22 protein-coding genes and 1 pseudogene are annotated in these 22916 nt (G+C 69.4%); 10 read left to right on the plus strand and 13 right to left on the minus strand.

Annotation, left to right across the window (positions count from 1 at the left end):
• Positions 1 to 7: 7 nt before the first annotated feature.
• Positions 8 to 796, minus strand: coding sequence for an AMP nucleosidase (locus tag B7438_RS15670; RefSeq protein ID WP_247597070.1), 789 nt, complete (start codon positions 794 to 796; stop codon positions 8 to 10).
• Positions 797 to 813: 17 nt separating this feature from the next.
• Entirely contained in the window at positions 814 to 1542 is a 729-nt protein-coding gene (locus tag B7438_RS15675; protein WP_085370622.1) for a VIT family protein, read from the minus strand.
• Between the two features lie 178 nt (positions 1543 to 1720).
• On the opposite strand from B7438_RS15675, the gene gdhA reads away from it, so the two are divergent.
• Both gdhA and B7438_RS15685 read left to right on the plus strand, forming a co-directional pair.
• On the plus strand, positions 1721 to 3073 hold the full coding sequence (gene gdhA / locus B7438_RS15680) for an NADP-specific glutamate dehydrogenase (RefSeq protein WP_256922069.1): 1353 nt from the start codon (positions 1721 to 1723) through the stop codon (positions 3071 to 3073).
• A 94-nt stretch (positions 3074 to 3167) separates the two neighbouring features.
• Entirely contained in the window at positions 3168 to 3755 is a 588-nt protein-coding gene (locus B7438_RS15685) for a dihydrofolate reductase family protein (protein ID WP_085370624.1), read from the plus strand.
• Positions 3756 to 3765: 10 nt separating this feature from the next.
• Here B7438_RS15685 and B7438_RS15690 read toward each other — a convergent pair whose 3' ends face one another.
• Positions 3766 to 5583: a DEAD/DEAH box helicase gene (locus B7438_RS15690; protein ID WP_085370625.1), complete on the minus strand. Its 1818-nt coding sequence runs from the start codon at positions 5581 to 5583 to the stop codon at positions 3766 to 3768.
• A gap of 138 nt (positions 5584 to 5721) precedes the next feature.
• On the opposite strand from B7438_RS15690, the gene B7438_RS15695 reads away from it, so the two are divergent.
• Positions 5722 to 6504 (plus strand): SGNH/GDSL hydrolase family protein, encoded by a 783-nt coding sequence (locus B7438_RS15695; RefSeq protein WP_085370626.1) that lies wholly within the window; start codon positions 5722 to 5724, stop codon positions 6502 to 6504.
• 25 nt (positions 6505 to 6529) lie between these two features.
• Here B7438_RS15695 and B7438_RS15700 read toward each other — a convergent pair whose 3' ends face one another.
• Both B7438_RS15700 and B7438_RS15705 read right to left on the minus strand, forming a co-directional pair.
• Positions 6530 to 7771 carry a D-alanyl-D-alanine carboxypeptidase family protein gene (locus B7438_RS15700; protein WP_256922070.1) on the minus strand — a complete coding sequence of 414 codons (1242 nt, stop codon included), beginning with the start codon at positions 7769 to 7771 and terminating at the stop codon, positions 6530 to 6532.
• A gap of 48 nt (positions 7772 to 7819) precedes the next feature.
• Positions 7820 to 8623 carry an RNA methyltransferase gene (locus tag B7438_RS15705; RefSeq protein ID WP_085370628.1) on the minus strand — a complete coding sequence of 268 codons (804 nt, stop codon included), beginning with the start codon at positions 8621 to 8623 and terminating at the stop codon, positions 7820 to 7822.
• A gap of 121 nt (positions 8624 to 8744) precedes the next feature.
• Between B7438_RS15705 and B7438_RS15710 the strand changes: the two genes are divergently transcribed.
• Both B7438_RS15710 and B7438_RS15715 read left to right on the plus strand, forming a co-directional pair.
• Positions 8745 to 9590 (plus strand): Sir2 family NAD-dependent protein deacetylase, encoded by an 846-nt coding sequence (locus B7438_RS15710; protein WP_085370629.1) that lies wholly within the window; start codon positions 8745 to 8747, stop codon positions 9588 to 9590.
• Positions 9591 to 9630: 40 nt separating this feature from the next.
• Positions 9631 to 10230 carry a histidine phosphatase family protein gene (locus B7438_RS15715; RefSeq protein WP_085370630.1) on the plus strand — a complete coding sequence of 200 codons (600 nt, stop codon included), beginning with the start codon at positions 9631 to 9633 and terminating at the stop codon, positions 10228 to 10230.
• An 18-nt stretch (positions 10231 to 10248) separates the two neighbouring features.
• On the opposite strand, the gene B7438_RS15720 is transcribed toward B7438_RS15715, so the two are convergent.
• Genes B7438_RS15720 through B7438_RS15730 form a run of 3 tightly spaced genes read right to left on the minus strand, consistent with a single transcriptional unit; the run spans position 10249 to position 14358 of the window.
• Positions 10249 to 12300, minus strand: coding sequence for a cell wall-binding repeat-containing protein (locus B7438_RS15720; RefSeq protein WP_085370631.1), 2052 nt, complete (start codon positions 12298 to 12300; stop codon positions 10249 to 10251).
• A gap of 55 nt (positions 12301 to 12355) precedes the next feature.
• The gene (locus B7438_RS15725; protein WP_085370632.1) at positions 12356 to 13447 is read right to left on the minus strand and encodes a glycosyltransferase family 1 protein; all 1092 of its coding nucleotides are present in this window, start codon (positions 13445 to 13447) and stop codon (positions 12356 to 12358) included.
• Positions 13444 to 14358 (minus strand): alpha/beta fold hydrolase, encoded by a 915-nt coding sequence (locus B7438_RS15730; RefSeq protein WP_085370633.1) that lies wholly within the window; start codon positions 14356 to 14358, stop codon positions 13444 to 13446. Before B7438_RS15730 ends, B7438_RS15725 begins: the two co-directional genes overlap by 4 nt.
• A 134-nt stretch (positions 14359 to 14492) precedes the next feature.
• Here B7438_RS15730 and treS point away from each other — a divergent pair, with 134 nt between their 5' ends.
• The 3 genes from treS to B7438_RS15745 all read left to right on the plus strand — a co-directional run bounded on the left by treS (position 14493) and on the right by B7438_RS15745 (position 17349).
• Positions 14493 to 16202 (plus strand): maltose alpha-D-glucosyltransferase, encoded by a 1710-nt coding sequence (gene treS, locus B7438_RS15735; RefSeq protein ID WP_085370634.1) that lies wholly within the window; start codon positions 14493 to 14495, stop codon positions 16200 to 16202.
• Between the two features lie 61 nt (positions 16203 to 16263).
• Positions 16264 to 16950: a 3'-5' exonuclease gene (locus tag B7438_RS15740; RefSeq protein ID WP_085370635.1), complete on the plus strand. Its 687-nt coding sequence runs from the start codon at positions 16264 to 16266 to the stop codon at positions 16948 to 16950.
• A 66-nt stretch (positions 16951 to 17016) separates the two neighbouring features.
• Positions 17017 to 17349: a DUF4190 domain-containing protein gene (locus B7438_RS15745; protein ID WP_085370636.1), complete on the plus strand. Its 333-nt coding sequence runs from the start codon at positions 17017 to 17019 to the stop codon at positions 17347 to 17349.
• Positions 17350 to 17412: 63 nt separating this feature from the next.
• On the opposite strand, the gene B7438_RS15750 is transcribed toward B7438_RS15745, so the two are convergent.
• From B7438_RS15750 to glgA, 3 genes are all read right to left on the minus strand, one after another.
• Positions 17413 to 17664: a type B 50S ribosomal protein L31 gene (locus tag B7438_RS15750; protein ID WP_085370637.1), complete on the minus strand. Its 252-nt coding sequence runs from the start codon at positions 17662 to 17664 to the stop codon at positions 17413 to 17415.
• A 118-nt stretch (positions 17665 to 17782) separates the two neighbouring features.
• The gene (locus B7438_RS15755) at positions 17783 to 18580 is read right to left on the minus strand and encodes an ABC transporter ATP-binding protein (RefSeq protein ID WP_085370638.1); all 798 of its coding nucleotides are present in this window, start codon (positions 18578 to 18580) and stop codon (positions 17783 to 17785) included.
• A 22-nt stretch (positions 18581 to 18602) separates the two neighbouring features.
• A complete protein-coding gene (gene glgA / locus B7438_RS15760) occupies positions 18603 to 19787 on the minus strand; it encodes a glycogen synthase (RefSeq protein ID WP_085370639.1) in 1185 nt (394 codons plus the stop codon).
• Positions 19788 to 19833: 46 nt separating this feature from the next.
• Between glgA and B7438_RS15765 the strand changes: the two genes are divergently transcribed.
• Both B7438_RS15765 and serB read left to right on the plus strand, forming a co-directional pair.
• Entirely contained in the window at positions 19834 to 21075 is a 1242-nt protein-coding gene (locus B7438_RS15765) for a glucose-1-phosphate adenylyltransferase (protein WP_085370640.1), read from the plus strand.
• A complete protein-coding gene (gene serB, locus B7438_RS15770) occupies positions 21072 to 21737 on the plus strand; it encodes a phosphoserine phosphatase SerB (protein WP_085370641.1) in 666 nt (221 codons plus the stop codon). Before B7438_RS15765 ends, serB begins: the two co-directional genes overlap by 4 nt.
• On the opposite strand, the gene B7438_RS20365 is transcribed toward serB, so the two are convergent.
• Both B7438_RS20365 and B7438_RS15780 read right to left on the minus strand, forming a co-directional pair.
• Positions 21643 to 22278: a S26 family signal peptidase gene (locus B7438_RS20365; protein ID WP_143465984.1), complete on the minus strand. Its 636-nt coding sequence runs from the start codon at positions 22276 to 22278 to the stop codon at positions 21643 to 21645. The genes serB and B7438_RS20365 overlap by 95 nt on opposite strands.
• Positions 22278 to 22916: pseudogene (locus B7438_RS15780) on the minus strand (hypothetical protein); the annotation flags it as partial. The gene B7438_RS20365 and the pseudogene B7438_RS15780, both read right to left, overlap by 1 nt.

A 22916-nucleotide genomic window follows, 5' to 3' on the forward strand; every position in this document is an offset into this window, starting at 1 on the left:
GCCTCCACTACTCGTCCTCGAACCGCAGGTGGCGCACGCTGCGACCGTTGCGCCGCACCAGCCGCAGCGCCTCGACGCCGATCCGGATGTGCCGCTCCACGAACATCCCGGTGACCCCGCGGTCGCTCTCGGCGGTCTTCACGCCTTCCGGGATCATCGGCTGGTCGGAGACCAGCAGCAGTGCGCCGCACGGGATGCGGTTGGCGAAGCCGGCGGCGAAGATCGTCGCCGTCTCCATGTCCACCGCCATCACGCGGGTCTCGCGCAGCCTCGCCTTGAACTTCTCGTCGTGCTCCCAGACGCGGCGGTTCGTCGTGTAGACCGTGCCCGTCCAGTAGTCGTGGCCGAAGTCGCGGATCGTGGTGGAGACGCCGCGCTGCAGCTGGAAGGCGGGAAGTGCGGGCACCTCCGGCGGGAGGTAGTCGTTCGACGTGCCCTCCCCGCGGATCGCCGCGATGGGGAGGACGAGGTCGCCGAGCTGGTTCTTGCGTTTCACTCCCCCGCACTTGCCGAGGAACAGGGCCGCTTTCGGCTGCACCGCGCTCAGCAGGTCCATCACCGTCGCGGCGTTGGGGCTGCCCATCCCGAAGTTGATGATCGTGATGCCGTCGGCGGTGGCGTTCGGCATCGGCCGGTCGGCGCCGCGCACCTCTGCTCCGTACCATTCCGCGAAGCGCTGCACGTAGTCGCCGAAGTTGGTGAGCAGGATGTGGTCGCCGAAGTCCTCCAGGGCGGTCCCGGTGTAGCGGGGCAGCCAGTTGGCGACGATGTCCCTCTTGTCCTTCAAGCCGGCCACGGTCTCTCCTTCCGCCATCACACCACTCCGCTCGTGCCGAGCAGCGCGCCGATCGCGAACGTCACGATCAGGGCCAGCGCACCGCCGATCACCACCCGCAGCGTCGCCTTCCCGCGCGGGCTGCCTCCGATGTACGCGGCGACGTATCCGGTGATCGCGAGCGACACCAGCACCACCACGAACGTGACCGGGATGCGCACCGCCTCCGGCAGCAGCAGGATGGTCAGCAGCGGCAACAGGCCGCCGATCGTGAACGCCACGGCGGAGGCGAGCGCGGCGTGCCACGGGCTCACCACGTCGTCCTGGTCGATCCCGAGCTCGGCCGACAGGTGGGCGGCGAGCACGTCGTGCTCTGTCAGCTCGATGGCGACCTGCCGCGCCGTCTCCGGCTTCAGGCCTTTGGCCTCGTAGAGCCCGGTCAGCTCCGCGAGCTCCTGTTCCGGCATCTCGGCGAGCTCTCTGCGCTCCTTCGCGATGAGGGCGTGCTCGCTGTCGCGCTGGCTGCTCACCGAGACGTACTCGCCGAGCGCCATCGAGATCGCGCCGCCGACGAGAGCGGCGACACCGGCCGTGAGGATCGGGGCGATGTCCCTCGTCGCACCGGCGACGCCGACCACCACGGCGGCGACGGAGACGATGCCGTCGTTCGCGCCGAGCACTCCGGCGCGCAGCCAGTTGAGACGCTGCGCCAGACCCTCCCTGTGCGGTTCGTCGGCGTGCTGCCCGTCCACCTGTCGCTCGGTCATGCGCTCAGCCTAGGAAGTCGGAGCCCGCTGTGCCAGCATGCACAGGCTCACCTCACCCCGGCGAACCGGGTGCGAACCGGGCCCGAGCCAGCCGCGCACCGGCCGCCGTCACACAGCGGAGAGGGTCAGGTTTCTGAGAGTAGACTCAGAAATCTTGTGCACCATCGAAAGGCCGCGAGTGACTACTGACCTCACAACCCTCCTCGACGACGTCCTCAGGCGGAACGCCGGCGAACCAGAATTCCATCAGGCGGCGAGGGAGGTCTTCGACTCTCTCGGCCCGGTGATCGCCAGGAACCCCCGCTACGCCGAGGCCGCCGTGCTCGAACGGCTCTGCGAGCCGGAGCGCCAGATCATCTTCCGCGTGCCGTGGACGGACGACGCCGGGCGCGTGCAGATCAACCGCGGTTTCCGCGTCGAGTTCAACTCGGCACTCGGCCCGTTCAAGGGCGGCCTGCGGTTCCATCCGACCGTCACGCTGGGCACGGTTAAGTTCCTCGGCTTCGAGCAGATCTTCAAGAACGCCCTCACCGGCCTGCCGATCGGCGGAGGCAAGGGCGGCAGCGACTTCGACCCCAAGGGCAAGTCGGATGCCGAGGTGATGCGGTTCTGCCAGTCGTTCATGACGGAGCTGTACCGCCACCTCGGCGAGTACACGGATGTGCCCGCCGGAGACATCGGCGTCGGCGGTCGCGAGATCGGCTACCTGTTCGGCCAGTACAAGCGCATCACCAACCGCTACGAGTCCGGCGTCCTCACCGGCAAGGGCATCGGCTGGGGCGGCTCGCTCGTCCGCACGGAGGCCACCGGCTTCGGCGCCGTCGTGTTCGCCGACCGGATGCTGTCCACCCGCGGCCGTTCGTTCGACGGCGCCCGCGTGCTCGTCTCCGGATCGGGCAACGTCGCGATCTACGCCATCCAGAAGGTGCAGCAGCTCGGCGGAACCGTCGTCGCCTGCTCGGACTCTTCCGGCGTCGTCTACGACCGCGACGGCCTCGACCTCGACCTCCTGCGCGAGATCAAGGAGCAGCGCCGCGGACGACTGAGCGACTACGCCGACGCGCGCGGCACCGCGTCCGACTACCGTGCGGGCGGCGACATCTGGGCGCTCGCCGCCGAGACCACGATCGACGTCGCCATCCCCTGCGCCACCCAGAACGAACTCGGCGGCGATGCCGCGAGGACGCTCGCGAGCAACGGTGTCGCCGCCGTCGTCGAGGGTGCCAACATGCCGTGTACCCCGGAGGCGGTCAAGGTCCTCACCGCGGCCGGCGTGCTGTTCGCGCCCGGCAAGGCGGCGAACGCGGGCGGCGTGGCCACCTCGGCGCTCGAGATGCAGCAGAACGCCTCCCGGGATGCGTGGAGCTTCGACTACGCCGAGAGCCGCCTGGCCGAGATCATGGTCGGCATCCACGACCGCTGCGCGGAGACCGCCGACGAGTACGGCGCCCCGGGCGACTACGTCCTCGGCGCGAACATCGCCGGGTTCACCCGTGTCGCGGACGCGATGATCGCGATGGGCGTCATCTAGGCGGCACACCGCATCCGGAACTGCCAGACGGGCGGTCGCGCACTGCGGCCGCCCGTTGGCATACTGGGGGCACTCAGACGGAGAGGAGCACCACGTGGGCTCGGTGGTCATGTACGCCTCGGTGTCGACGGACGGCTTCATCGCCGACAGCGACGACCAGCCTGGGCCGCTGTTCGACTGGCTCACCAGCGGGGACGTGCCCCTGGATGAGAGCGGCGTGCTGTTGGTGTCTCGGGCGTCGTACGACTACGTCCGGCCGTACTGGGACAGCATCGCGGTGACGATCGTCGGACGCCACGTCTTCGACCTGACCGACGGCTGGGACGGCCGGCCGCCCGGCGGGGTCGACCACGTGGTCGTCGTGACGCACCGGCCGGCACCGGACGGCTGGGATCCCGCAGCGCCCTTCCACTTCGTCCACGACATCGAGACCGCGGTGGCCACGGCGCAGCGGCTCGCCGGCGACCGCGTCGTCGAGGTGGCCGCCGGGGACGTGGGCGGCCAGGTCTTCGCCGCCGGGCTGGTCGACGAGGTGCGGATGGACGTCGCGCCCGCGGTGTTCGGCGCTGGCAAGCGCTATTTCGGCGCGGCCGACGTGCAGCGCCTGCTGGACGACCCCGCGGTGATCCAGGGCGACCGCGTGCTCCATCTGCGCTACCGCGTGCGCGGCCCGCTGGACTGAGCGCGACCGGCTACGCGCGTCCGAGCCGCTTGCGCAGGTAGTCGATGCGGGCCTGCAGCTGAGTCACGCTCGCCTGCGCGACGGCGGGGCCGCCGCAGACGCGGCGCAGCTCGGCGTGGATGAGCCCGTGCGGCTCTCCCGTGTTCTTCGAGTACAGCCCGACCAGGCTGTTCAGCAGGCTGCGCTGCTCCTTGAGGTTGCGGTACAGCGGCGCGGGCGGGTGTCCCTCCGCGGACTGCGGGCGGGAGCTGGTGCGGCGCGCCTGCCGCTGCTGTCGCTGCGTGAGCAGTTCGTGCACCTGCTCGGGTTCCAGGATGCCCGGCAGCCCGATGAAGTCGAGCTCCTCGTCGCTGCCAGGAACGGCGAAGCTGCCGAACTCCTGCCCGTCGTAGAGCACCCTGTCGAAGTTGGCCTCGGAGCCGAGCGCTTCGAACGAGAACTCGTCCATCAGGCCCTCGGAAGCGCGCTCCTGCCGGTTCGCCTCCGCCATCATGGCGTCTTCCGGGTTGAAGAAGTCGCCCTCGGCGTTCTCGTCGGTCGGCCGGTCGAGCGCGTGGTCGCGCTCCAGTTCGAGCGCATTCGCCAGCGCCATCAGCGTCGGGACGTTCGGCAGGAACACCGACGCCGTTTCGCCGCGACGCCTGGCCCGCACGAAGCGTCCAATCGCCTGCGCGAAGAACAACGGGGTGGATGCGCTGGTCGCGTACACGCCCACCGCCAGCCGCGGCACGTCGACGCCCTCCGACACCATCCGCACCGCGACCATCCACCGGGAGGTGCCAGCGGCGAACTCCGCGATCCTGTCGCTCGCCTCCTTCTCGTCGGAGAGCACGACCGTGACCGGCTCCCCGGAGATCTGCTGCAGCAGGTCGGCGTACGCGCGCGCCGCGTAGTGGTCGGTGGCGATGACGAGACCGCCGGCGTCCGGGATGGCGTTGCGCACCTCGGTGAGGCGGCGATCCGCGGCGTTCAGCACGGCCGGGATCCACTCGCCGCGCGGATCGAGGGCGGTGCGCCAGGCCTGCGAGGTGATGTCTTTGGTGTTGCCCTCGCCGAGCCGCGCCTCCATCTCGTCGCCGGTCTTGGTGCGCCAGCGCATGTGCCCGGCGTAGACGAGGAAGATCACCGGACGCACGACGCCGTCGGCGAGAGCGCGGCCGTAGCCGTAGTTGTAGTCGGTGAGCGAGGTGCGGATGCCCGCTTTGTCCGGCAGGTAGGTCACGAACGGGATGGGCGCCGTGTCGGAGCGGAACGGCGTACCGGTGAGCGAGAGCCGCCTGGTGGCCCGCTCGAACGCCTCCCGGATGCCGTCTCCCCAGCTGAGCGCATCCCCGCCGTGGTGCACCTCGTCGAGGATGACCAGGGTGCGGTAGTTCTCGGTGATGTCTTTGTGCAGGCTGGGCCGCATCGCGACCTGCGCGTACGTGACGGCGACGCCCTTGAAGTGGCGGGCGTACCGGCCGTCGGAGTTCTTGAACTCGGGGTCGAGGTGCAGCCCGACGCGCTCGGCAGCCTCCGCCCACTGCCGCTTCAGGTGCTCGGTCGGGGCGACGACGGTGATCCGCTCGACGACGCGCCGCGCGAGCAGTTCGGTGGCGAGGCGCAGCGCGAACGTGGTCTTTCCTGCGCCGGGCGTCGCCGCCGCGAGGAAGTCGCGGGGTTCGTTCTCGAAGTACGCGTCGAGGGCCTCGGCTTGCCACGCACGCAGTTTTCCCGCTGTTCCCCAGGCCGCGCGCTCCGGGAAGGAGGGCGACAGGTGTTCAGCAGCGAAGGTTCCGGCGTGCGCACCAGGGCGAAGCGAGGTATCGGGTTCGGTCGGCTGTTCCACTTGGATCAAATCTACCGGCTCCCACCGACACTCGCTCACCCGGCGGAACGGCCCGGGCGTGCCGTCTGCGTGCCTCCTGCGTCCCGTCTGAGTGCGGCCCGAACGTGCGCCCCGGATGCCAAGGTGCAGAATGAAGGTATGTCCGAAGCGCAGCATCCGTGGTCCCGCTACGTCGCCATCGGCGATTCGTTCACGGAAGGGATCGGCGACCCTGAGCCGGGCAGCCCCGGCGGACACCGCGGCTGGGCCGACCGCGTCGCCGAGGTGCTGAGCAGCCAGACCGACGACTTCGCATACGCCAACCTCGCCGTGCGCGGCAAGCTGATCAAGCAGATCCTGGATGAGCAGGTCGCCCCGGCGGTCGCCCTGCGTCCCGACCTGATCACCATCTCCGCCGGCGGCAACGACGTCATCCGGCCCGGCACGGACCCCGACCAGATCGCCGCGCTGTTCGACCAGGCCGTCTCACAGCTCAGCGCCGACGGGGCGACCGTCGTCGTGTTCACCGGTGTCGACGTCGGCTTCTCCCCCGTGTTCCGCGGCATCCGCGGCAAGGTCGCGATCTACAACGAGAACGTGCGCGCCGTCGCCGCCAAGTACGACGCGATCGTGGCAGACCAGTGGTCGCTGACCGAGATCCAGGACCAGCGGATGTGGGCGCCGGACCGCCTGCACCTCGCCCCGCTCGGGCACCACACCGTCGCCCGCATGGTGCTCGCGGCGCTCAACGTCGAGAACGACCTGCAGCCGTTGCAGCCCGAGCCGCTGCCGCCGCGCACCTGGCGCCAGGCGCGCTCCGAAGACATCTCCTGGGCGCGCGAATACCTCGTGCCCTGGGTGGTCCGGCGCATCCGCCACCAGTCCTCTGGCGACCACGTCCTCCCCAAGCGCCCGGACGCGGGCCCCTTCCGCCTCCCCTAGCCCCGCCGACTGAGGCGCGCGCGGGTCAGGCGCCGAGGCCGCCGGGGTGGGCGAGGCGCCAGCCGAGGCCGGGGTCAGGGACGTCCTTCGCGAGCGCGAGCTGGGCGGTCTGCGTGGTGCCGTTGAGGGTGAAGGTGACCTGACCGACCACGTCGCCTTTTCGGCCCGACTGGATGGTGCGCGTCTGCATATCCACCTGGATGGGCGTGTCCGACCACACGACGAAGCTCTTCGTCGAGGTGGAGACGAGGGCGGATTTCGCTCCCCAGGGGGTCGAGTACGTGCCGTACTGCTGCCCGACGGTCGACGCATCCACCTGGTGGAAGCCGCCCTTCATGCTCACCAGCAGCGCCTTGACGGCCGCCCACAGGTCGTCGTGGGTCGGTGCGCCGAGCACGGCGCCGACCACGCGCACCTTGTTGCTTCCCACGCCGATCTCCGCGGAGAACAGGAGGCAGTTGCCCGCCTCGTCGGTGTTGCCCGTCTTGATCCCGTCGATGCCCTCGAAGCCGAGGAGCGTGTTCGTATTGTCTTGCGCGCCTGCGCCGGGCAGCGTCGCGGACTTCTGCGACACGATCGAGGAGAGCACAGGGTCGGCGAGCACCAGCTTGCCGATGCCGATCAGGTCTTTCGTCGTGCTGACGCTGCCGGGGTCCAGGCCGTCCGGGCTGGTCAGGTGGGTGCCGGTGAACTTCTTGTCCGCCAGCCACCCGTTCGCCGCCTTCACGAACTTGTCCGTGGAGCCGTACGCCCAGTTGGCCAGCGAGATCGCGTAGTTGTTCGCCGACGGGAGCAGCATCGCGGTGAGCGCCTGCTTTTCGGTCATCGAGGTGCCGGCCACGACCGGCGCCCACGATCCGCCGTCGGCGATCACCTGGTTCCAGATGTCGACGTCCTTTTGCGTGAAGTCGATCGTCGGGCCCTCCGACCCTCCACTGATCGGCTTCGCGTCGAGCACGACGAGCGCGGTGATCGTCTTCGTCACGCTCGCGATGGGCAAGCTCTTGTCGCTGCCGTGGTATTCGGTGGCGCCGTCCACATCCGGTGCGGAGATGGCGCTCGCACCCCAACCGGGCCAGGCCAGCTGGGCCGCCGGCTGCGCGATGCTCTTCTGGTGCTGCACCACGGCGGCGGTCGCAGGCACCGGCCCGAACAGCGAGCCAGACAGGTACATCAGGCTGGCGAGGACGACCCCGACGAGGCTGAAGACGACGATCCGGCGACGGCGGTACACCTGGGGGGACACACGGCGAGGCTGGTCTGACACCCGAGAATTGTATGCGGGGCTACCGAGGCGTCGGCTGAGAACGCGCGGTCAACGTGTCAACGCCCAGAGTGCGACAGCACTCGCCGACGCCACGTTGAGCGAGTCGACCCCGTGCAGCATCGGGATGGTCACCACCGTGTCCGCCGCGGCCAGCGCCCTCCTGCTCAGCCCGTCGCCCTCCGACCCGAGCACGAGCGCCACCCGCTCGGGAGCGTCCGACGCGTACGCCGCGAGCTCGACGGCGTCGTCGGCGAGTGCGAGCGCCGCGATCTCGAACCCGGCGTCGTGCAGGATCGGCGCTGCCTCGTCCCACTCCGGGATGCGCGTCCACGGCACCTGCAGCACCGTGCCCATGCTGACGCGGACGCTCCTGCGGTACAGCGGGTCCGCGCAGCGCGGGCTCACCAGCACGGCGTCGGCGCCGAGGCCGGCGACCGAGCGGAAGATCGCGCCGACGTTCGTGTGGTCGACGATGTCCTCCAGCACCACGACGCGCCGGGCATCCCTGAGCAGGTCGGCAGGGTCGGGCAGCACCGGCCGGTGCATCGCCGCCAGGGCCCCACGGTGCAGGTGGTAGCCGGTGAGCTCTTCGAGCACGCCGCGCTCTCCGACGAACACCGGCACGTCCGGGTATCCGGCCAGCAGCGGTTCGATGTCTGCCAGCCACTGCTCCTGCAGCAGCACGGAGCGCGGGCGGTGCCCGGCCGCCAGTGCGCGCGTGATCACCTTCGACGACTCCGCGATGTACAGGCCTCCCTCCGGCTCGCTGACGCGGCGCAGGGCCACGTCGGTGAGCCGCGAATAGTCGGCCAGCCCGTCGGCTGTCAGGTCGGTGATGCGGTGGATGCGCACGGCTGGTGCCTCTCTTCCTGCGCCGGAGAATCGCGGTGCAGCTTACAGATTGCCAGTCGTCGGAAACATTCCGGAAAACTCGCGTGTTTAGACTTCTAACAGAACCGACTGGAGGATGCCTGTGGCAACGGTGACGACGGAGCTCTCTCCCGAACTGGCCAGAGACCTGGACGCGACGGTCGACCTGCTCAGCGGCCGCCGCTTCGCCATGCTGACCGGGGCCGGTGTCTCGACCGACTCCGGCATCCCCGACTACCGCGGCGAGGGCGCGCCGAAGCGCACGCCGATGACCTTCCAGCAATTCCTCGCCGACGACGGTTTCCGCAAGCGGTACTGGGCGGGCAGCCACCTCGGCTACCGCCGGTTCGCCGCCGCGGCCCCGAACGACGGCCACCGCGCCATCGCGGCGCTCGAGCTGGGCGGTGCGGCCAACGGCGTCATCACCCAGAACGTGGACGGCCTGCACAAGCAGGCGGGCTCCCGCAAGGTGGTCGACCTGCACGGCGCGATGGATCGCGTTCTCTGCCTGGTCTGCGGCCAGATCTTCGCCCGTGAGGCCATCGCCGCGCGCATCGAGAAGGCCAACCCGTGGCTGGATGCGGACGGCGCCGTCGAGATCGCCCCGGACGGCGACGCGATCGTCACAGACGTGGATGCGTTCCAGGTGCCGGACTGCACGGTCTGCGGTGGTCGCCTCAAGCCGGACGTGGTGTTCTTCGGCGAGTTCATCCCGGCCGAGAAGTACCGGGAGGCGAGCGCGCTCGTCCGCAGTTCGGAGGCGCTGATCATCGCCGGGTCGTCCCTGGCGGTCAACTCGGGCATCCGGTTGCTGGAGGAGGCGAGGCGGCGCAAGCTGCCGATCGTCATCATCAACAGGGGCGACACCAAGGGCGACGGTCGCGCGACCATTAAGCTGAACGCAGGGACGACGGAGACACTCGTCGAACTCGCGGCGAGGCTCACCTAGCCCAGCCGCCGCCTCCGCGTCCTCACCTGAAAGGACGCGCGTGACCAGAATCTCCCTCGTTCGCCACGGTCAGACCGACTGGAACCTCGCCAAACGCATCCAAGGGTCAAGCGACATCCCGTTGAACGACACGGGGCGCGAGCAGGCGGAGGCCACCGGTCGCGCGCTCGCCGGCGGCAGCTACGACGCGATCTACGCGAGCCCGCTGAGCCGCGCGAGCGAGACGGCCAGCATCATCGCGTCGCACACCGGTCTGGATGCTCCCCTGCCGCTCCCCGAGGTCGTGGAGCGCAGCTACGGCGACGCGGAGGGCCTCACCGGCGCCGAGATCCTGGCCCGCTGGCCGGAGGGAACGCCCGTGCCCGGCCGCGAGTCCCGCGACCAGGTCGTCGAGCGCGCCCTCCCCGCCCTGCTGGAGCTCGGAGAGCGGCACCAGGGCGAGTCCGTCATCGTGGTCAGCCACGGCGGCGTGATCGGCTCCCTGGTCCGCCACGTGACCGATCACGCGCTGCCGGGCCCCGGCGAGGTCATCCCGAACGGCTCCGTGCACGAGTTCGTCTACGAGGACGGCACGCTCACGCTCGACCGCTTCAACCTCCACCCGGAGGACAGGGACCTGTTCACGGCGTCGGTGCTCTGAGCCGCGCTCAGCCCTCCGCTACATCCCCACGCACGGCGTGAGCCCCTCGACCTCCGTCGTCAGGACGGTCGGGCCACCGATCAGGGTGACCGTGCGGACGCCGAGGCGGCCCATATCGGCCAGCACACCGGTCGGCACGCAGCTGCCGGGAGCGAGGAACAGCGGCGAGGACGTCTTGCCTGCCCAGCTGCTCGCCGCGAGGGCATCCGGGTAGCCGAAGCCGGTGGCGATGATCGCCGTGGATGCGGTGGGGTACGTGGTCACGTTGACCGCCTCCGCCGTGGAGTACCTGTCCGATCCGGCGAGACGGTCGACCGTGAAGCCGCTCTGCGTCAGCGAGTACTCCACGCCGCTCGAGATCACCGACGTTCCGCCGACCAGTTCGACCTTCGTCGCCCCGAGCGACCTCAGCAGCGCCGTCGTCGCCGCGTCAGCGGAGTCCGCAGCGCCGTTGACGAGCAGCACGGGAGCGCCCTTCGACCCCGCAGCCCCTCCGGCCGACAGCGCATCCGGGAAGTTCAGGCCGGAGGCCAGGTACACGGTGGTCGCGGACGAGAACGCCCCCGTCACGACGGAGCGCGAGGTGGAGAACCGGTCGTCACCCGCTGCGCGAGTCACGGTCGCCGACGGCGCCGCCGTGCGCAGCTGGCTCAGCACGTGGTCGGAGACGGAGGCTGCGCCACCGGCGACCACGATCTTCGCCGGCTTGAGCCGTGCGACCTCCGCCGCGACATCCGGCGTGAGCCCGGTCGGCGGCGTGAGCAGCAGCGGGCCGCCGCGCTTCGCAGCAGCCGGTCCGGCCGCCAGCGCATCCGGATAGTTCAGGCCGGAGGCGACGTAGACGACGGGCGCCGTGCCGGGGAACGCCTTCTTCGAGACGGCCACCGAGGTCGCGAAGCGGTCGCTGCCCGCCACCCTGTCGGTGGTGAGTTTCCGCAGGACAGACACGAGCGTGTCGCCCGACTTCGCACCGGAGACGTACACGGACCCTGTCGCCTGGTTCACCGCGAGACCGGCGGGCGTCGGCACGGGGACCTCGCCGACCACCGTCTTCGACGCGGTGGTGATGGCGAGCACCTCGTTGATGGTTCCGCCCTCGAACGGCTGCGAGACCGCGGCGTAGAGCGTGCCGGCCGTCAGGTCGACCTGGAGCGCTTCCGCCTGGGCGGGAAGGCCGATGGTCGCGGTCACCGCCGAGCCTCCGCGCGGCACGATCGCCACCTCGTACGCGGACGAGAACGCCGACGTGCGACGGGAGACGTACACGGTGCCGGTGGACGGGTCGACCGTCGCGACGTGCGCGATCCCCGTCAGCGGCACGGTGCGTGTCACCGTGTTCGTCGCCGTGCTGAGCGAGAACAGCGTGGAGTCCGTCGGCGACGACGTCACCGCGTACACGACGCCTCCGGCGGGGTCGATGGCGATCCCGGCCGGTTGCTGCTGTGTGCCCGGGAGCGCGACCGGCGTCGGCGTGACAGCCGTACCGCCGACCGCGGTGGCGATCTGCGCGGCGGTCAGCACCAGGAAGGATGGCGTCTGAGCTGCGCCCACCTGGCGGTCCCCGACGACGTAGACCGAGCCCGTCGCGGTGTCGACGGCGATCCCGCTGTCCCCGCTGGAACCGATCAGGTGCACAGCGCCGAGCTGGATGGTCGCCACCTGCGTCAGGCTCGTGGTGCTGAACACCGCGAGCGATGTGGTCCCGGCGTTCAGGTCCTCGACCGTGACGTAGACGAGGTGCCGCGCCTCGTCGATGGCGACCCCCAGCGGGATGACCGGCAGAGGCAGCGTCTTCGTCAGAGAGCCGTCGGTGAGGTCGAGCACGGAGAGGTCGCTGTGCGCGCGTTCCGTCACCAGCGCGAACAGGGTGTTCGTGCCCTGGTCGACCGCCATGGTCGGGATGGTCGCCATCCCGTCGCCGCCACCGGGAACGACAGGGATCGTGTTCACCACCCGGTACAGGTCCTGGCTCGCGTTGGCGGGCAGCGCCCCCAGCACGGCTCCCACCATCGCGGTCACCGCCACGATCCCGACGGCAGCGGCCGTCCTCCCCCAGCGTCGCATCGACATTCCCCGTCCCCCTCATTCGAAGTGTGCACCACTGCACATCGACGCGATTATGACATCAATCGAGCTTTCGTTTCGCCCTCGCGGCCGCCGCGGTGAGCACCGTGAGAAGATGTTCAGACGACGCGTCCCAGGTGAAGCGCTCCGCCTCGCGTTTCGACGCGGCCGATCGGGCGGCCCAGACGCCCTCTTCCTCCAGGTGCCGGATGCGCGCGGCGGCCTGCTCGGCGGAGTCCGCTTCGAAGAACAGCGCGGCCTCTCCCCCGATCTCCCGGAAGATCGGGATGTCGCTGACCACCACGGGCGTGCCGAGGGTCATCGCCTCGACCAGCGGGATGCCGAACCCCTCGTCGTGCGACGCCGACACCAGGGCCGTGGCCGCCGCGACCGTATCCGCATACTCCTCGTCGCTCGCCCCGTTGTGGAACACGATCCGCGCCTCCGGGGCGACGGCGGCCAGCCTGGCACGCTCCGCGTCGCTCACCCTGCTCATCAGGTGCAGCTCGTAGTCGGGAAGCAGCGCCGTCGCGCGCACGAGCGTCTCGACGTTCTTGTACGGCATGAACGAGCCCATGTAGACCAGCGATTTCGTCTCCGGGCTGGTACGGGATGCGCGGACAGGGGCGAGCTCCGGCATGTCGGCCGCATTCGGCACCACGTGCACGGGCCGCCTGGTCAGCTTGTGCTCGGCGATCAGCTGCTTGGTGGTCTGCGAGACCGTCACCACCGCATCCGATCGGTTGAGCAGCAGCCGCTGCGGCCACCAGGCCAGGTGGTACAGCCGCCAGAGCAACCGGATGGGCGCAGGCAGGTCGCGCGGTGGCGTGCGGTTGCGGTAGTAGATGAGGTCGTGCACGGTGAGCACCAGCCGGTAGCGGCGGCCCCAGCCGCCCATCGTCTGCATCGGCGTGAACACCACGTCGGGCTTCAGCCGGTTGACCTGCCTGGCCACCCACGGCTCCCCCGCGCTGGTCGGCGAGCCGATCAGCTCCCACGGCAGGTTCGGCAGCATCTCCAGCTGGCGGTGATCGCTGATCAGCATGGTGACGGGGTGGCGTTTCGCCAGGGCGGCGACCAGCCCGGCGGTGTAGCGGCTGATCCCGTCGTGGCGGCCGATTCTGGTGTAACGGCAGTCGAACACGATCTTCATGCCAGGAAGTCCTCGATCGCTCTGGCGGCCTCTGCCGGGGTCTCGTAGTGGATGAGGTGGCCGACGCCGGGGATGACGACGAGCCGCGCATCCGGGAACAGCTTCTGCAGCCGGTACTGGGCGGAGATGGGCGTGATGTCGTCCTTCTGCGCCGCCACCAGCAGGGTCCGCTCCCGGATGCGCGCCGCGTACTCGCTGACGTCGTGCGACACCGAGGCGGTGAACGCGTCGAGCACCACATCCCTGTCGCTGAACGCGCTGAAGTAGCGGTCGTGCTGGTCGTGGATCCAGCGCCGAAGCGATTTGTCTTTGGTCTTCGCCATCGTCACGCTCATCACGCGCACGATCGCGCGGTTGCGCAGCAGGCCGAAGCCGAGGCCACGGGGCAGCGCTGCCGCGAGCCAGTAGTAGAAGATCGCGAGGCGCGTCATGATGCCGCGCGGTCCTTCGAGCGCCGGCTGGCCGATCGGGTTGACCAGGACGACGTCGTTCGGGTGCAGCGCATCCGGTGCCGCCTCGTCCGCCAGGGCCGCCGACACCACGATGGAACCGAACGAGTGGCCGAGCAGCACGAACCTGCCGTCGATCCCGAGCGATCCGACGAACGCCCGCAGCCAGCGCGCATACCCGTCGATGTCGTGCTTCGCCTGCGTCAGAGGGGTGGATGCTCCGAAGCCCGGCAGGTCGGGCGAGATCATCCGCACGCCAGGCAGCTGGGCGACCACCGGCTCGAGGCCGTGGTGGTCGCCGCGGAAGCCGTGGACCAGCACGAGCGTCGTCGGCGCCGACGGGTCTCCGTAGTCCCAGTACCTGGTGGTGCCGCCGAGGATCGACACCTCGGCCGTGCGCACCGGTAGACGGTCGAGCGCGTCGGCGTATGGTGAAGCAGTATGTGCGGAGGAAGGGCTCATCGCAGACCAGTCTAGGCAGCGCGGATGCCACCCCCGGCAATGTGCTCACAGGACTGGACACGGCACTATCGCGACCACCTAGACTCGACTGGTTGTAATCGCTTGCAGTCGGCCACCGTGCCGGAAGGAGAACCGTGAGTTTCACTGCGCCCATCACGCTGCCCGGGCTCACCCTCGACCCGCAGTGGTACCGCCGGTCGGTGTTCTACGAGGTCATGGTGCGGTCGTTCGTCGACAGCAACGGAGATGGGTCCGGTGACCTCGCCGGGCTCACCTCGAAACTCGACTACCTGCAGTGGCTCGGCATCGACGCGCTCTGGCTCCCGCCGTTCTTCCAGTCGCCGCTGCGCGACGGCGGATACGACGTGTCGGACTTCCGGGCGATCCTCCCCGAGTTCGGCACGATCGACGAGTTCCGCGACCTCGTGACCAAGGCGCACGAGCGCAACATGCGCATCATCATCGACCTGCCGATGAACCACACCTCCGACCAGCACGAGTGGTTCCAGCAGTCCCGCTCCGACCCGGAGGGGCCGTACGGCGACTTCTACGTCTGGAACGACACCGACGACAAGTGGCCGGACATCCGCATCATCTTCGTCGACACCGAGGACTCGAACTGGGCGTTCGACGAGGCCCGCCGCCAGTACTACTTCCACCGCTTCTTCTCGCACCAGCCCGACCTCAACTTCGAGAACCCGGCCGTGCACGAGGCGATGTTCGACATCGTCCGGTTCTGGCTCGACCTCGGCGTCGACGGCTTCCGGCTGGATGCGATCCCCTACCTCTACGAGTCCGACGAGGGCAACGGCGAGGGCGAGCCGAAGACGCACGACTTCATCAAGAAGCTGCGCGAGATGGTCGACCGCGAGTACCCGGGCCGCATGATGGTCGCCGAGGCGAACCAGTGGCCGCGAGAGGTCGCCGCGTTCTTCGGAACGGAGGAGGAGCCGGAGTGCCACATGGCGTTCGACTTCCCCGTCATGCCGCGCATCTTCTACGCCCTGCGCTCGCAGCAGTCCGCCGAGCTGGTCAGGGTGCTGTCCGAGACGCTCGACGTGCCGGACGGCTCCGCCTGGGGCGTCTTCCTCCGCAACCACGACGAGCTGACGCTCGAGATGGTCAGCGAGGAGTACCGACAGGCCATGTACGGCTGGTACGCATACGACCCGCGGATGCGCGCCAACATCGGCATCCGACGCCGCCTCGCTCCCCTGCTCGACAACTCGCGCGCCGAGCTCGAACTGGCGCACGCCCTGCTGTTCTCCCTCCCGGGCAGCCCGTTCCTCTACTACGGCGACGAGATCGGGATGGGCGACAACATCTGGCTGCCCGACCGCGACAGCTCCCGCACGCCGATGCAGTGGACGCCGGACCGCAACGCCGGCTTCTCCACCGCAGACCCCGGCAAGCTCTTCCTGCCCGTCGTCCAGTCGCTGGTGTACCACTACAACCAGGTGAACGTGGAGGCGCAGCTGGCCCAGTCGCGCTCGCTGCTGCACTGGATCCGCAACGTGATCCACGTGCGGAAGGCGCATCCGGTGTTCGGGCTGGGCACGATCCGGGTGCTGCAGACCAACCACGAGTCCGTGCTGGCGTTCGTGCGCTCGTACGAGGGCAGCGGTTCGCACTTCGGCGACCAGCCGGAGGACGTGCTGTGCGTGTTCTCGTTCGCGCACAACCCGGTGTCGGTCTCGCTGGAGGCGCCGGAGTTCGCCGGAGCGACGCTGTACGACCTGTTCGGCGGCGCGGAGTTCCCGACCGTCGCGGAGGACGGCCGGTTCACGCTCACGCTCGGCACGCAGAACTTCTACTGGCTGCACATCGAACCCCGCCACAGCTGAGCATCCCGGCGAGGGCCGTGTCGGTCCCTGGCCTGACGGTGGTCGCTCATACGCTGAATCCATGAGTACGTGGCATCAGGAATTGGGCGTCTTCGATCTGGAGACCACCGGCATCGATGTGGAGACGTCGCGCATCGTCACAGCGCACGTCGGACTCCTCGACCACACCGGCACGATCGTGCAGCGCCAGGACTGGCTCGTCGACCCCGGCGTGGAGATCCCGGCCGGCGCCACCGCCGTGCACGGCATCACCACCGAGCACGCCTCCACCAACGGGATGCCCGCCGCCGTCGCGACCGCCCAGATCGTGGATGCGCTGCGGGAGCTCTTCAGCCGCGGCATCCCGGTGGTGGCGTACAACGCGCCGTACGACTTCACCCTGCTCGACCGCGAGGCGCGTCGTCACGGCGTCTCCCCGCTCGTCTCCCCCGGCCCCATCGTCGACCCGCTCGTGATCGACAAGGCGGTCGACAAGTACCGCAGGGGCAAGCGCACCCTCGAGGTCACGGCCACCTACTACGGCGTCGACCTGACCGACGCCCACGATGCGGGAGCGGACGCCATCGCCGCCGGACGGGTCGCCCAGGCGCTCGCCCGCGTGCACACCGAGGCGCTCGCCTTCGAGGCCGCCGAGCTGCACCGGATGCAGGTGGACTGGTGCCGCGAGCAGGCCGCAGACTTCCAGGAGTACATGCGCCGCGTGCGCGACCCCGGCTTCACGACCTCCGGAGCCTGGCCGCTCCGCTGAGGTCCATGCCTCTACATGTATTTCTGTCGGTTGGCTTAGAATCTGCTGATTGGTACCATAACGGGTATGAGCGATTCAAACCTCAACCCGCAGCCACTTCCTCCTGAGCAGCAGCCCCAGAGCCAGCAGCCATACCAGCAGCCGTACCAGGGCGCTCCGGCCGCACGCGGCTACAACACGATGGCGATCGTCGGCTTCATCCTGGCGTTCTTCGTCAACATCGTCGGCATCATCCTCGGCTTCGTCGCCCTCTCCCAGATCAAGCGCACCGGTGAGCAGGGCCGCGGCCTCGCCATCGCGGCGATCATCATCGGCTTCGCCGAGATCATCCTCGGCATCATCTTCTTCGTGATCCTCGTCGCGGTCGTCGCGGCGAACCCCAACACGTACACCTACTGATCCACCGACCAGAACGAGGAAGGCCCCGACCGTAACGGTCGGGGCCTTCCTCGTTGGCGTGAGTTACTTGCCGAAGTTCTTGTAGCGCGAGTTGAACTTCTCGACGCGACCGGCGGAGTCCATGATGCGCTGCTTGCCCGTGTAGAACGGGTGCGACTCGGACGAGATCTCGACGTCGATCACCGGGTAAACGGTGCCGTCTTCCCACTCGATCGTCTTCTCGCTCGTGACGGTCGAACGGGTGAGGAACACCGCACCCGAGGCCAGGTCGCGGAAAACCACCGGAGCGTAGTCGGGGTGGATGTCAGTCTTCATCAGGACTTCCTTGTTGCGTAGTGAATTGTCGGTTGTGGCCTGAGCATCGAAGGAATGCATCGAGCCCAGCGCGGAAAGTAGGTCGGCTGGTGGGCCAGCTATCGAGTTTAGCAGATGTTCAGTCAGCGGAGCCGCGACGCGCACGAACGCTGTAGCGTCCGTCCAGTTCGGTCAGCTCCACGTCCACGCCGAACGTCTCGCCGAGACGCTCCGCCGTGATGACCTCGTCGAGCGTGCCCTGCGCCGCCACGCCCCCGTTGGCCAGCAGGAGCGCCCTGTTGAAGCCGAGCGGGATCTCTTCCACGTGGTGGGTGACCATCACGATCGCCGGAGAGCTCGGGTCGCTCGCGTATCCGCCGAGCAGCTGCAGCAACTCCTCGCGACCGCCGAGATCGAGGCTGGCCGCCGGCTCGTCGAGCAGCAGGATCTCGGGGTCGGTCATCACCGACCGCGCGATCTGCACGCGCTTCTGCTCTCCGTCGCTCAGGCTGCCGAAGGTGCGCTCCGCGAGGTGGTCGAGGTTCCACTCGCCGAGGACGCGGCGGGCGCGCCTCTCGTCGATCTCCTCGTACTCCTCGTTCCAGCGACCGGTCACGGCGTACGCGGCGGTCATCACCACGTCGAGCACCGTCTCCGTGCGCGGGATGCGCCGGGCGAGCGCGCTCGACGCGAAGCCGAGGCGCGGGCGCAGCTCCGACAGGTCGCTGTGACCGATCGGCTCGCCGAGCACTTCTGCCTCACCGGAGGTGGGGTGCAGCGCGGCGGCGGCGATCTGCAGCAGCGTCGTCTTGCCTGCGCCGTTCGGGCCGAGGACGACCCAGCGTTCGTCGGGCTCCACCGTCCAGTTCACCGAATCGAGAACCGTATTCCCGTCGCGGACGACGGACACATCGTGAAGCTGAAGAACGCTGGACATACCCTCTAGCCTAGCGGCGCGATCAGGCCAGGACGGACCGGTACAGCTCCCGTGTCTGCTCCGCGATGGAGGCCCAGCTGAACGCCGTCTCGGCCCGCAGCCGGCCGGCACTGCCCATCAGAGCCGCACGCTCCGGGTCGACGACCACGTCGGTCAGCGCCGCCGCCAGGTCGGCGACGAACGCATCCGGATCGGTGGGCGTCCCCGTGCCGTCCGTGGCCTGCTCGATGGGCACCAGCCGTCCCGTCACGCCGTCCACGATCACCTCGGGGATGCCTCCCGTCGCCGTCCCGACCACCGGCAGCCCGCAGGCCATCGCCTCGAGGTTCACGATGCCGAGCGGCTCGTAGATGGACGGGCAGACGAACACGGTGGATGCGGTCAGCGCCACCCGCAGCTCCTCCTGTGACAGCAGCCTGTCGATCCAGACAACGCCGTCGCGCTCCGCCTGCAGCTGCTCGACGCCGCGGCTGACCTCCGCCATGATCTCCGGCGTGTCCGGCGCTCCAGCGCAGAGGATGACCTGCACCTCCTTCGGCAGCATCCGGGCGGCGCGCAGCAGGTACGGCAGGCCCTTCTGCCTGGTGATCCTGCCGACGAAGATCACGGCGGGACGGTCGGGATCGATGCCGAGCGCTCTCGCCCGGTCGTCGTCGTCGAGCGGCTGCCAGCGGTCGAGGTCGATGCCGTTGTAGATCACGGTCACCCGCTCGGGGTCGAGCGCGGGGTATGCGGCCAGGATGTCGCGACGCATCCCCTCGCTCACCGCGATCACGCGGTCCGCAGCCTCGAACGCCGTCTTCTCCGCCCAGCTCGACACGCGGTATCCGCCGCCGAGCTGCTCGGCCTTCCAGGGCCGCAGCGGCTCCAGGCTGTGCGCGGTGACGATGTGCGGGATGCCGTGCAGCAGTTTCGCGAGGTAGCCGGCGCTGTTCGCGTACCAGGTGTGCGAGTGCACCAGGTCGGCTCCCCCGCAGTCCTGCGCCATCTGCAGGTCGACGCCGAGTGTGCTGATCGCGGCATTCGCGCCGGCGAGTTCATGCGGCACGCGGTATGCGTGCACGTCCTCTTCGGTGCGCGGCTCGCCGAAACAGCGCACCTGCACCTCCGTGTCCGTGCGCAACGCCCGGACGAGTTCGGTGACGTGCACACCGGCTCCGCCATAGATGTCCGGCGGGTATTCCCGGGTCAGAAGATCAACGCGCATGTCGTGAACGCTAGTACAGGTCGCATGTTGCCTCTACTGTGGTGGCATGGCAGGCAAGAAGATCTTCGGCATTGTTCTCGCGGGTGGCGAAGGGAAGCGGTTGATGCCGTTGACGGCAGACCGCGCGAAGCCGGCCGTTCCGTTCGGCGGGCAGTATCGACTCATCGACTTCGCGCTCTCGAATCTCATCAATTCGCAGCTGCGCCAGATCGTCGTCCTGACCCAGTACAAGTCGCACAGCCTCGACAGGCACGTCTCGCAGACCTGGCGGCTCGACGGGATGCTCAACTCGTACATCGCGTCCGTGCCCGCCCAGCAGCGCCTCGGAAAGCGCTGGTTCAGCGGCTCGGCCGACGCGATCCTGCAGAGCCTCAACCTGCTGCGCGACGAGAAGCCGGACATCGTGGTCGTCGTCGGCGCCGACCACGTCTACCGGATGGACTTCGGCCAGATGATCGAGGCGCACATCGCATCCGGCGCTCCCGCGTCCGTCGCGGCCATCCGCCAGCCGATCGGCCTGGCCGACCAGTTCGGCGTGATCGAGGTCGACCCGGAGCGCCCGGACAGGATCGGCGCGTTCCGCGAGAAGCCGAGCGACCCGATCGGGCTGCCGGACTCGCCCGGCGAGGTGCTCGCCTCGATGGGCAACTACGTCTTCGACGCCGACGCGCTGATCGACGCGGTCGTGCGCGACGGCGACCGGCCGGACTCCAACCACGACATGGGTGGAGACATCATCCCCGACTTCGTGGCGCGCGACGAGGCGGCCGTCTACGACTTCAACCGCAACGACGTGCCGGGATCGACCGACCGCGACCGCTACTACTGGCGGGATGTGGGAACGATCGACTCGTTCTTCGAGGCCCACCAAGACCTGATCTCCGCCCTCCCGGTGTTCAACCTCTACAACCGCGAGTGGCCGATCTTCAGCCAGGTGCTCAACTCGCCTCCCGCCAAGATCGTCCGCGACGGCCGCGGAGCGCTCGGCACGACCATCGACTCGATCGTGTCGCTCGGCTCGGTGATCTCGGGCGCCCACCTGGAGCGCAGTGTGCTCGGACCGTGGGCGACCGTCGACTCCGGCGCCAAGGTCGTCGACTCTGTGGTCTTCGAGCGCGCGGTGATCGGCGCGAACGCGTTCGTCGGCCGCGCGATCCTGGACAAGGACGTGGTGGTCGCGGAAGGCGCATCCATCGGGGTCGACCCCGAGCGCGACCGCGCACGCGGCTTCACCGTCACCGACTCCGGGCTCACCGTGGTCGGCAAGGGAGTGCACGTCGTTCCATGACCGGCAGGAGCACCACAGCAACAACAGCACGTTTCCTCGTCGTCCTCGACGCAGACTCGACCCTCATCCACGACGAGGTCATCGAGCTGCTGGCCGAGGAGGCCGGCGCACGCCAGGAGGTGGCGGAGGTCACCGAGCGCGCGATGCGCGGAGAACTGGACTTCGAGCAGAGCCTGCGCGAGCGCGTCAAGACGCTCGCCGGACTGCCGTCCTCCGTGTTCTCGCGCGTCGGTGAGCGCATCACGGTGACGGACGGCGTCCCAGAGCTGATCGCCGGAGTGCACGCGGCGGGCGGGGTGGTGGGCGTCGTCTCCGGCGGCTTCCACGAGACGCTCGACCCGCTGGGCGAACGCCTCGGCCTCGACCACTGGCGCGCCAACCGGCTGGAGGTCGTCGACGGCGTCCTCACCGGAGCCGTGACCGGCGGGGTCGTGGATGCGGAGGCCAAGGCGTCCGCGCTGCGCGCGTGGGCGGACGACGCCGGCATCCCGCTGGCTCAGACGGTCGCGATCGGCGACGGCGCGAACGACCTCCGGATGATGGCGGTGGCCGGACTGTCCGTCGCGTTCAACGCGAAGCCGGCGGTGCGGGCAGCGGCCGATGTCGTGGTGGATCGCCAGGATCTGTCCCAGGTGCTTCCGCTGCTCGGGCTGCGAGGCTGATCCACGTCGCGCGCCGGGTGGCGCGCGCGGATGCACGCTTCTTCGCCCGGTGCCTGGCGCGCCTGGTCGGCACGGCGATCAGCGCCAGCAGCGCGATCAGCCCGACGAACAGCCACGGGCTCCGGATGCTCGCCATCGCCTCCCCGACGCCCGGCACCGACCACACCAGTCGCTGGGCGCCGTCCGTCACGTCGTACGGGGTGGCGTCGTCCGCCTCGTTGGCATCGCCGCGCATCCGGATGAGCCGGAGGTCGCCGTGGCGCTCTGCACCGACCACGCGGTGCGTCACGAGCTTCCCGTCGCCGACGCGCGGCGCGCCGACGACGTCTCCCACCCGGATGTCGTCGGCCGTGACGGGCACTGTCAGCGCCAAGGAGCCCGCCGGAATGCCCGGCGCCATCGACCCTGTCTGGAAGATGATCGGACGCACCCCGGTGACGAACGCGACGGCGCCGACCACCACGCAGAGCACCCCGGCGACGGCGGCGGCGTTGAGCGTGATCCGTGCGATCCGCCCGAGCGGCCTCTGCCGTCTCGGCATCACGGCCACCGGTGGACGACGATCGGTGAGCTGAACGAGTTCCTGCCGACGGTGTCGTGCGTGCCGAGCTGCCCGGCCGTGTTCGACCCGGCCGCCGAATAGACGCCGTCGGTGCCGATGAGCAGCGAGTGCTGATTGCCCTCCGCGACATCGCCCACATCCATTCCGCCCGGTAGCGGCACAGGGGTCGGCGTCGCACGGTCGACGGCGTCGCCGAGGCCGAGCTGCCCCGAGCTGTTCAGCCCCCAGCCGTAGAGCACGTGGTCGTCGCCCCAGGCGAAGAACGAGCTCGGGCCCGACTGGGGCAGACTGGCGACGGCGTGCCGGATGGGGACGCCGGAGAGGGTGGCGTTCTGGGCGAACACGAACGTGCCGTCGCAGCTGTACAGGCGCCCGTCGGCCATCCAGGCGAACACGAAGGCGTCCCCGGCGTTGACGCCCGCGACCGTCCCGTCGGCCGGGAGTCCGCTGAACGTCACGCCGAGCTGGTTGTTGAAGAACGACCCCCAGCCCAGCACGGTCGTTCCGTCGTCGGTGACCGCGGTGCCGAAGTGCCTCCCCGCCGCCGCGCTGGTCACGAACCGGCCGGCGAGGCCCTGCGCCGTCACCTGCTCCGGGACGGGCAGCACTCCCGCGCC

Source organism: Leifsonia sp. NCR5 (genome assembly GCF_002105485.1).
Taxonomy (GTDB): domain Bacteria; phylum Actinomycetota; class Actinomycetes; order Actinomycetales; family Microbacteriaceae; genus Leifsonia.

Excerpts from the sequence above, each read along its gene's own strand:
- B7438_RS15675 (WP_085370622.1), bottom strand. The coding sequence starts at position 1,542 with ATGACCGAGCGACAGGTGGACGGGCAGCACGCCGACGAACCGCACAGG.
- B7438_RS15695 (WP_085370626.1), top strand. The coding sequence starts at position 5,722 with ATGTCCGAAGCGCAGCATCCGTGGTCCCGCTACGTCGCCATCGGCGAT.
- B7438_RS15720 (WP_085370631.1), bottom strand. The coding sequence starts at position 12,300 with ATGTCGATGCGACGCTGGGGGAGGACGGCCGCTGCCGTCGGGATCGTG.
- B7438_RS15725 (WP_085370632.1), bottom strand. The coding sequence starts at position 13,447 with ATGAAGATCGTGTTCGACTGCCGTTACACCAGAATCGGCCGCCACGAC.
- B7438_RS15730 (WP_085370633.1), bottom strand. The coding sequence starts at position 14,358 with ATGAGCCCTTCCTCCGCACATACTGCTTCACCATACGCCGACGCGCTC.
- B7438_RS15740 (WP_085370635.1), top strand. The coding sequence starts at position 16,264 with ATGAGTACGTGGCATCAGGAATTGGGCGTCTTCGATCTGGAGACCACC.
- B7438_RS15745 (WP_085370636.1), top strand. The coding sequence starts at position 17,017 with ATGAGCGATTCAAACCTCAACCCGCAGCCACTTCCTCCTGAGCAGCAG.
- B7438_RS15750 (WP_085370637.1), bottom strand. The coding sequence starts at position 17,664 with ATGAAGACTGACATCCACCCCGACTACGCTCCGGTGGTTTTCCGCGAC.
- B7438_RS15755 (WP_085370638.1), bottom strand. The coding sequence starts at position 18,580 with ATGTCCAGCGTTCTTCAGCTTCACGATGTGTCCGTCGTCCGCGACGGG.
- glgA (WP_085370639.1), bottom strand. The coding sequence starts at position 19,787 with ATGCGCGTTGATCTTCTGACCCGGGAATACCCGCCGGACATCTATGGC.
- B7438_RS15765 (WP_085370640.1), top strand. The coding sequence starts at position 19,834 with ATGGCAGGCAAGAAGATCTTCGGCATTGTTCTCGCGGGTGGCGAAGGG.
- serB (WP_085370641.1), top strand. The coding sequence starts at position 21,072 with ATGACCGGCAGGAGCACCACAGCAACAACAGCACGTTTCCTCGTCGTC.
- B7438_RS20365 (WP_143465984.1), bottom strand. The coding sequence starts at position 22,278 with ATGCCGAGACGGCAGAGGCCGCTCGGGCGGATCGCACGGATCACGCTC.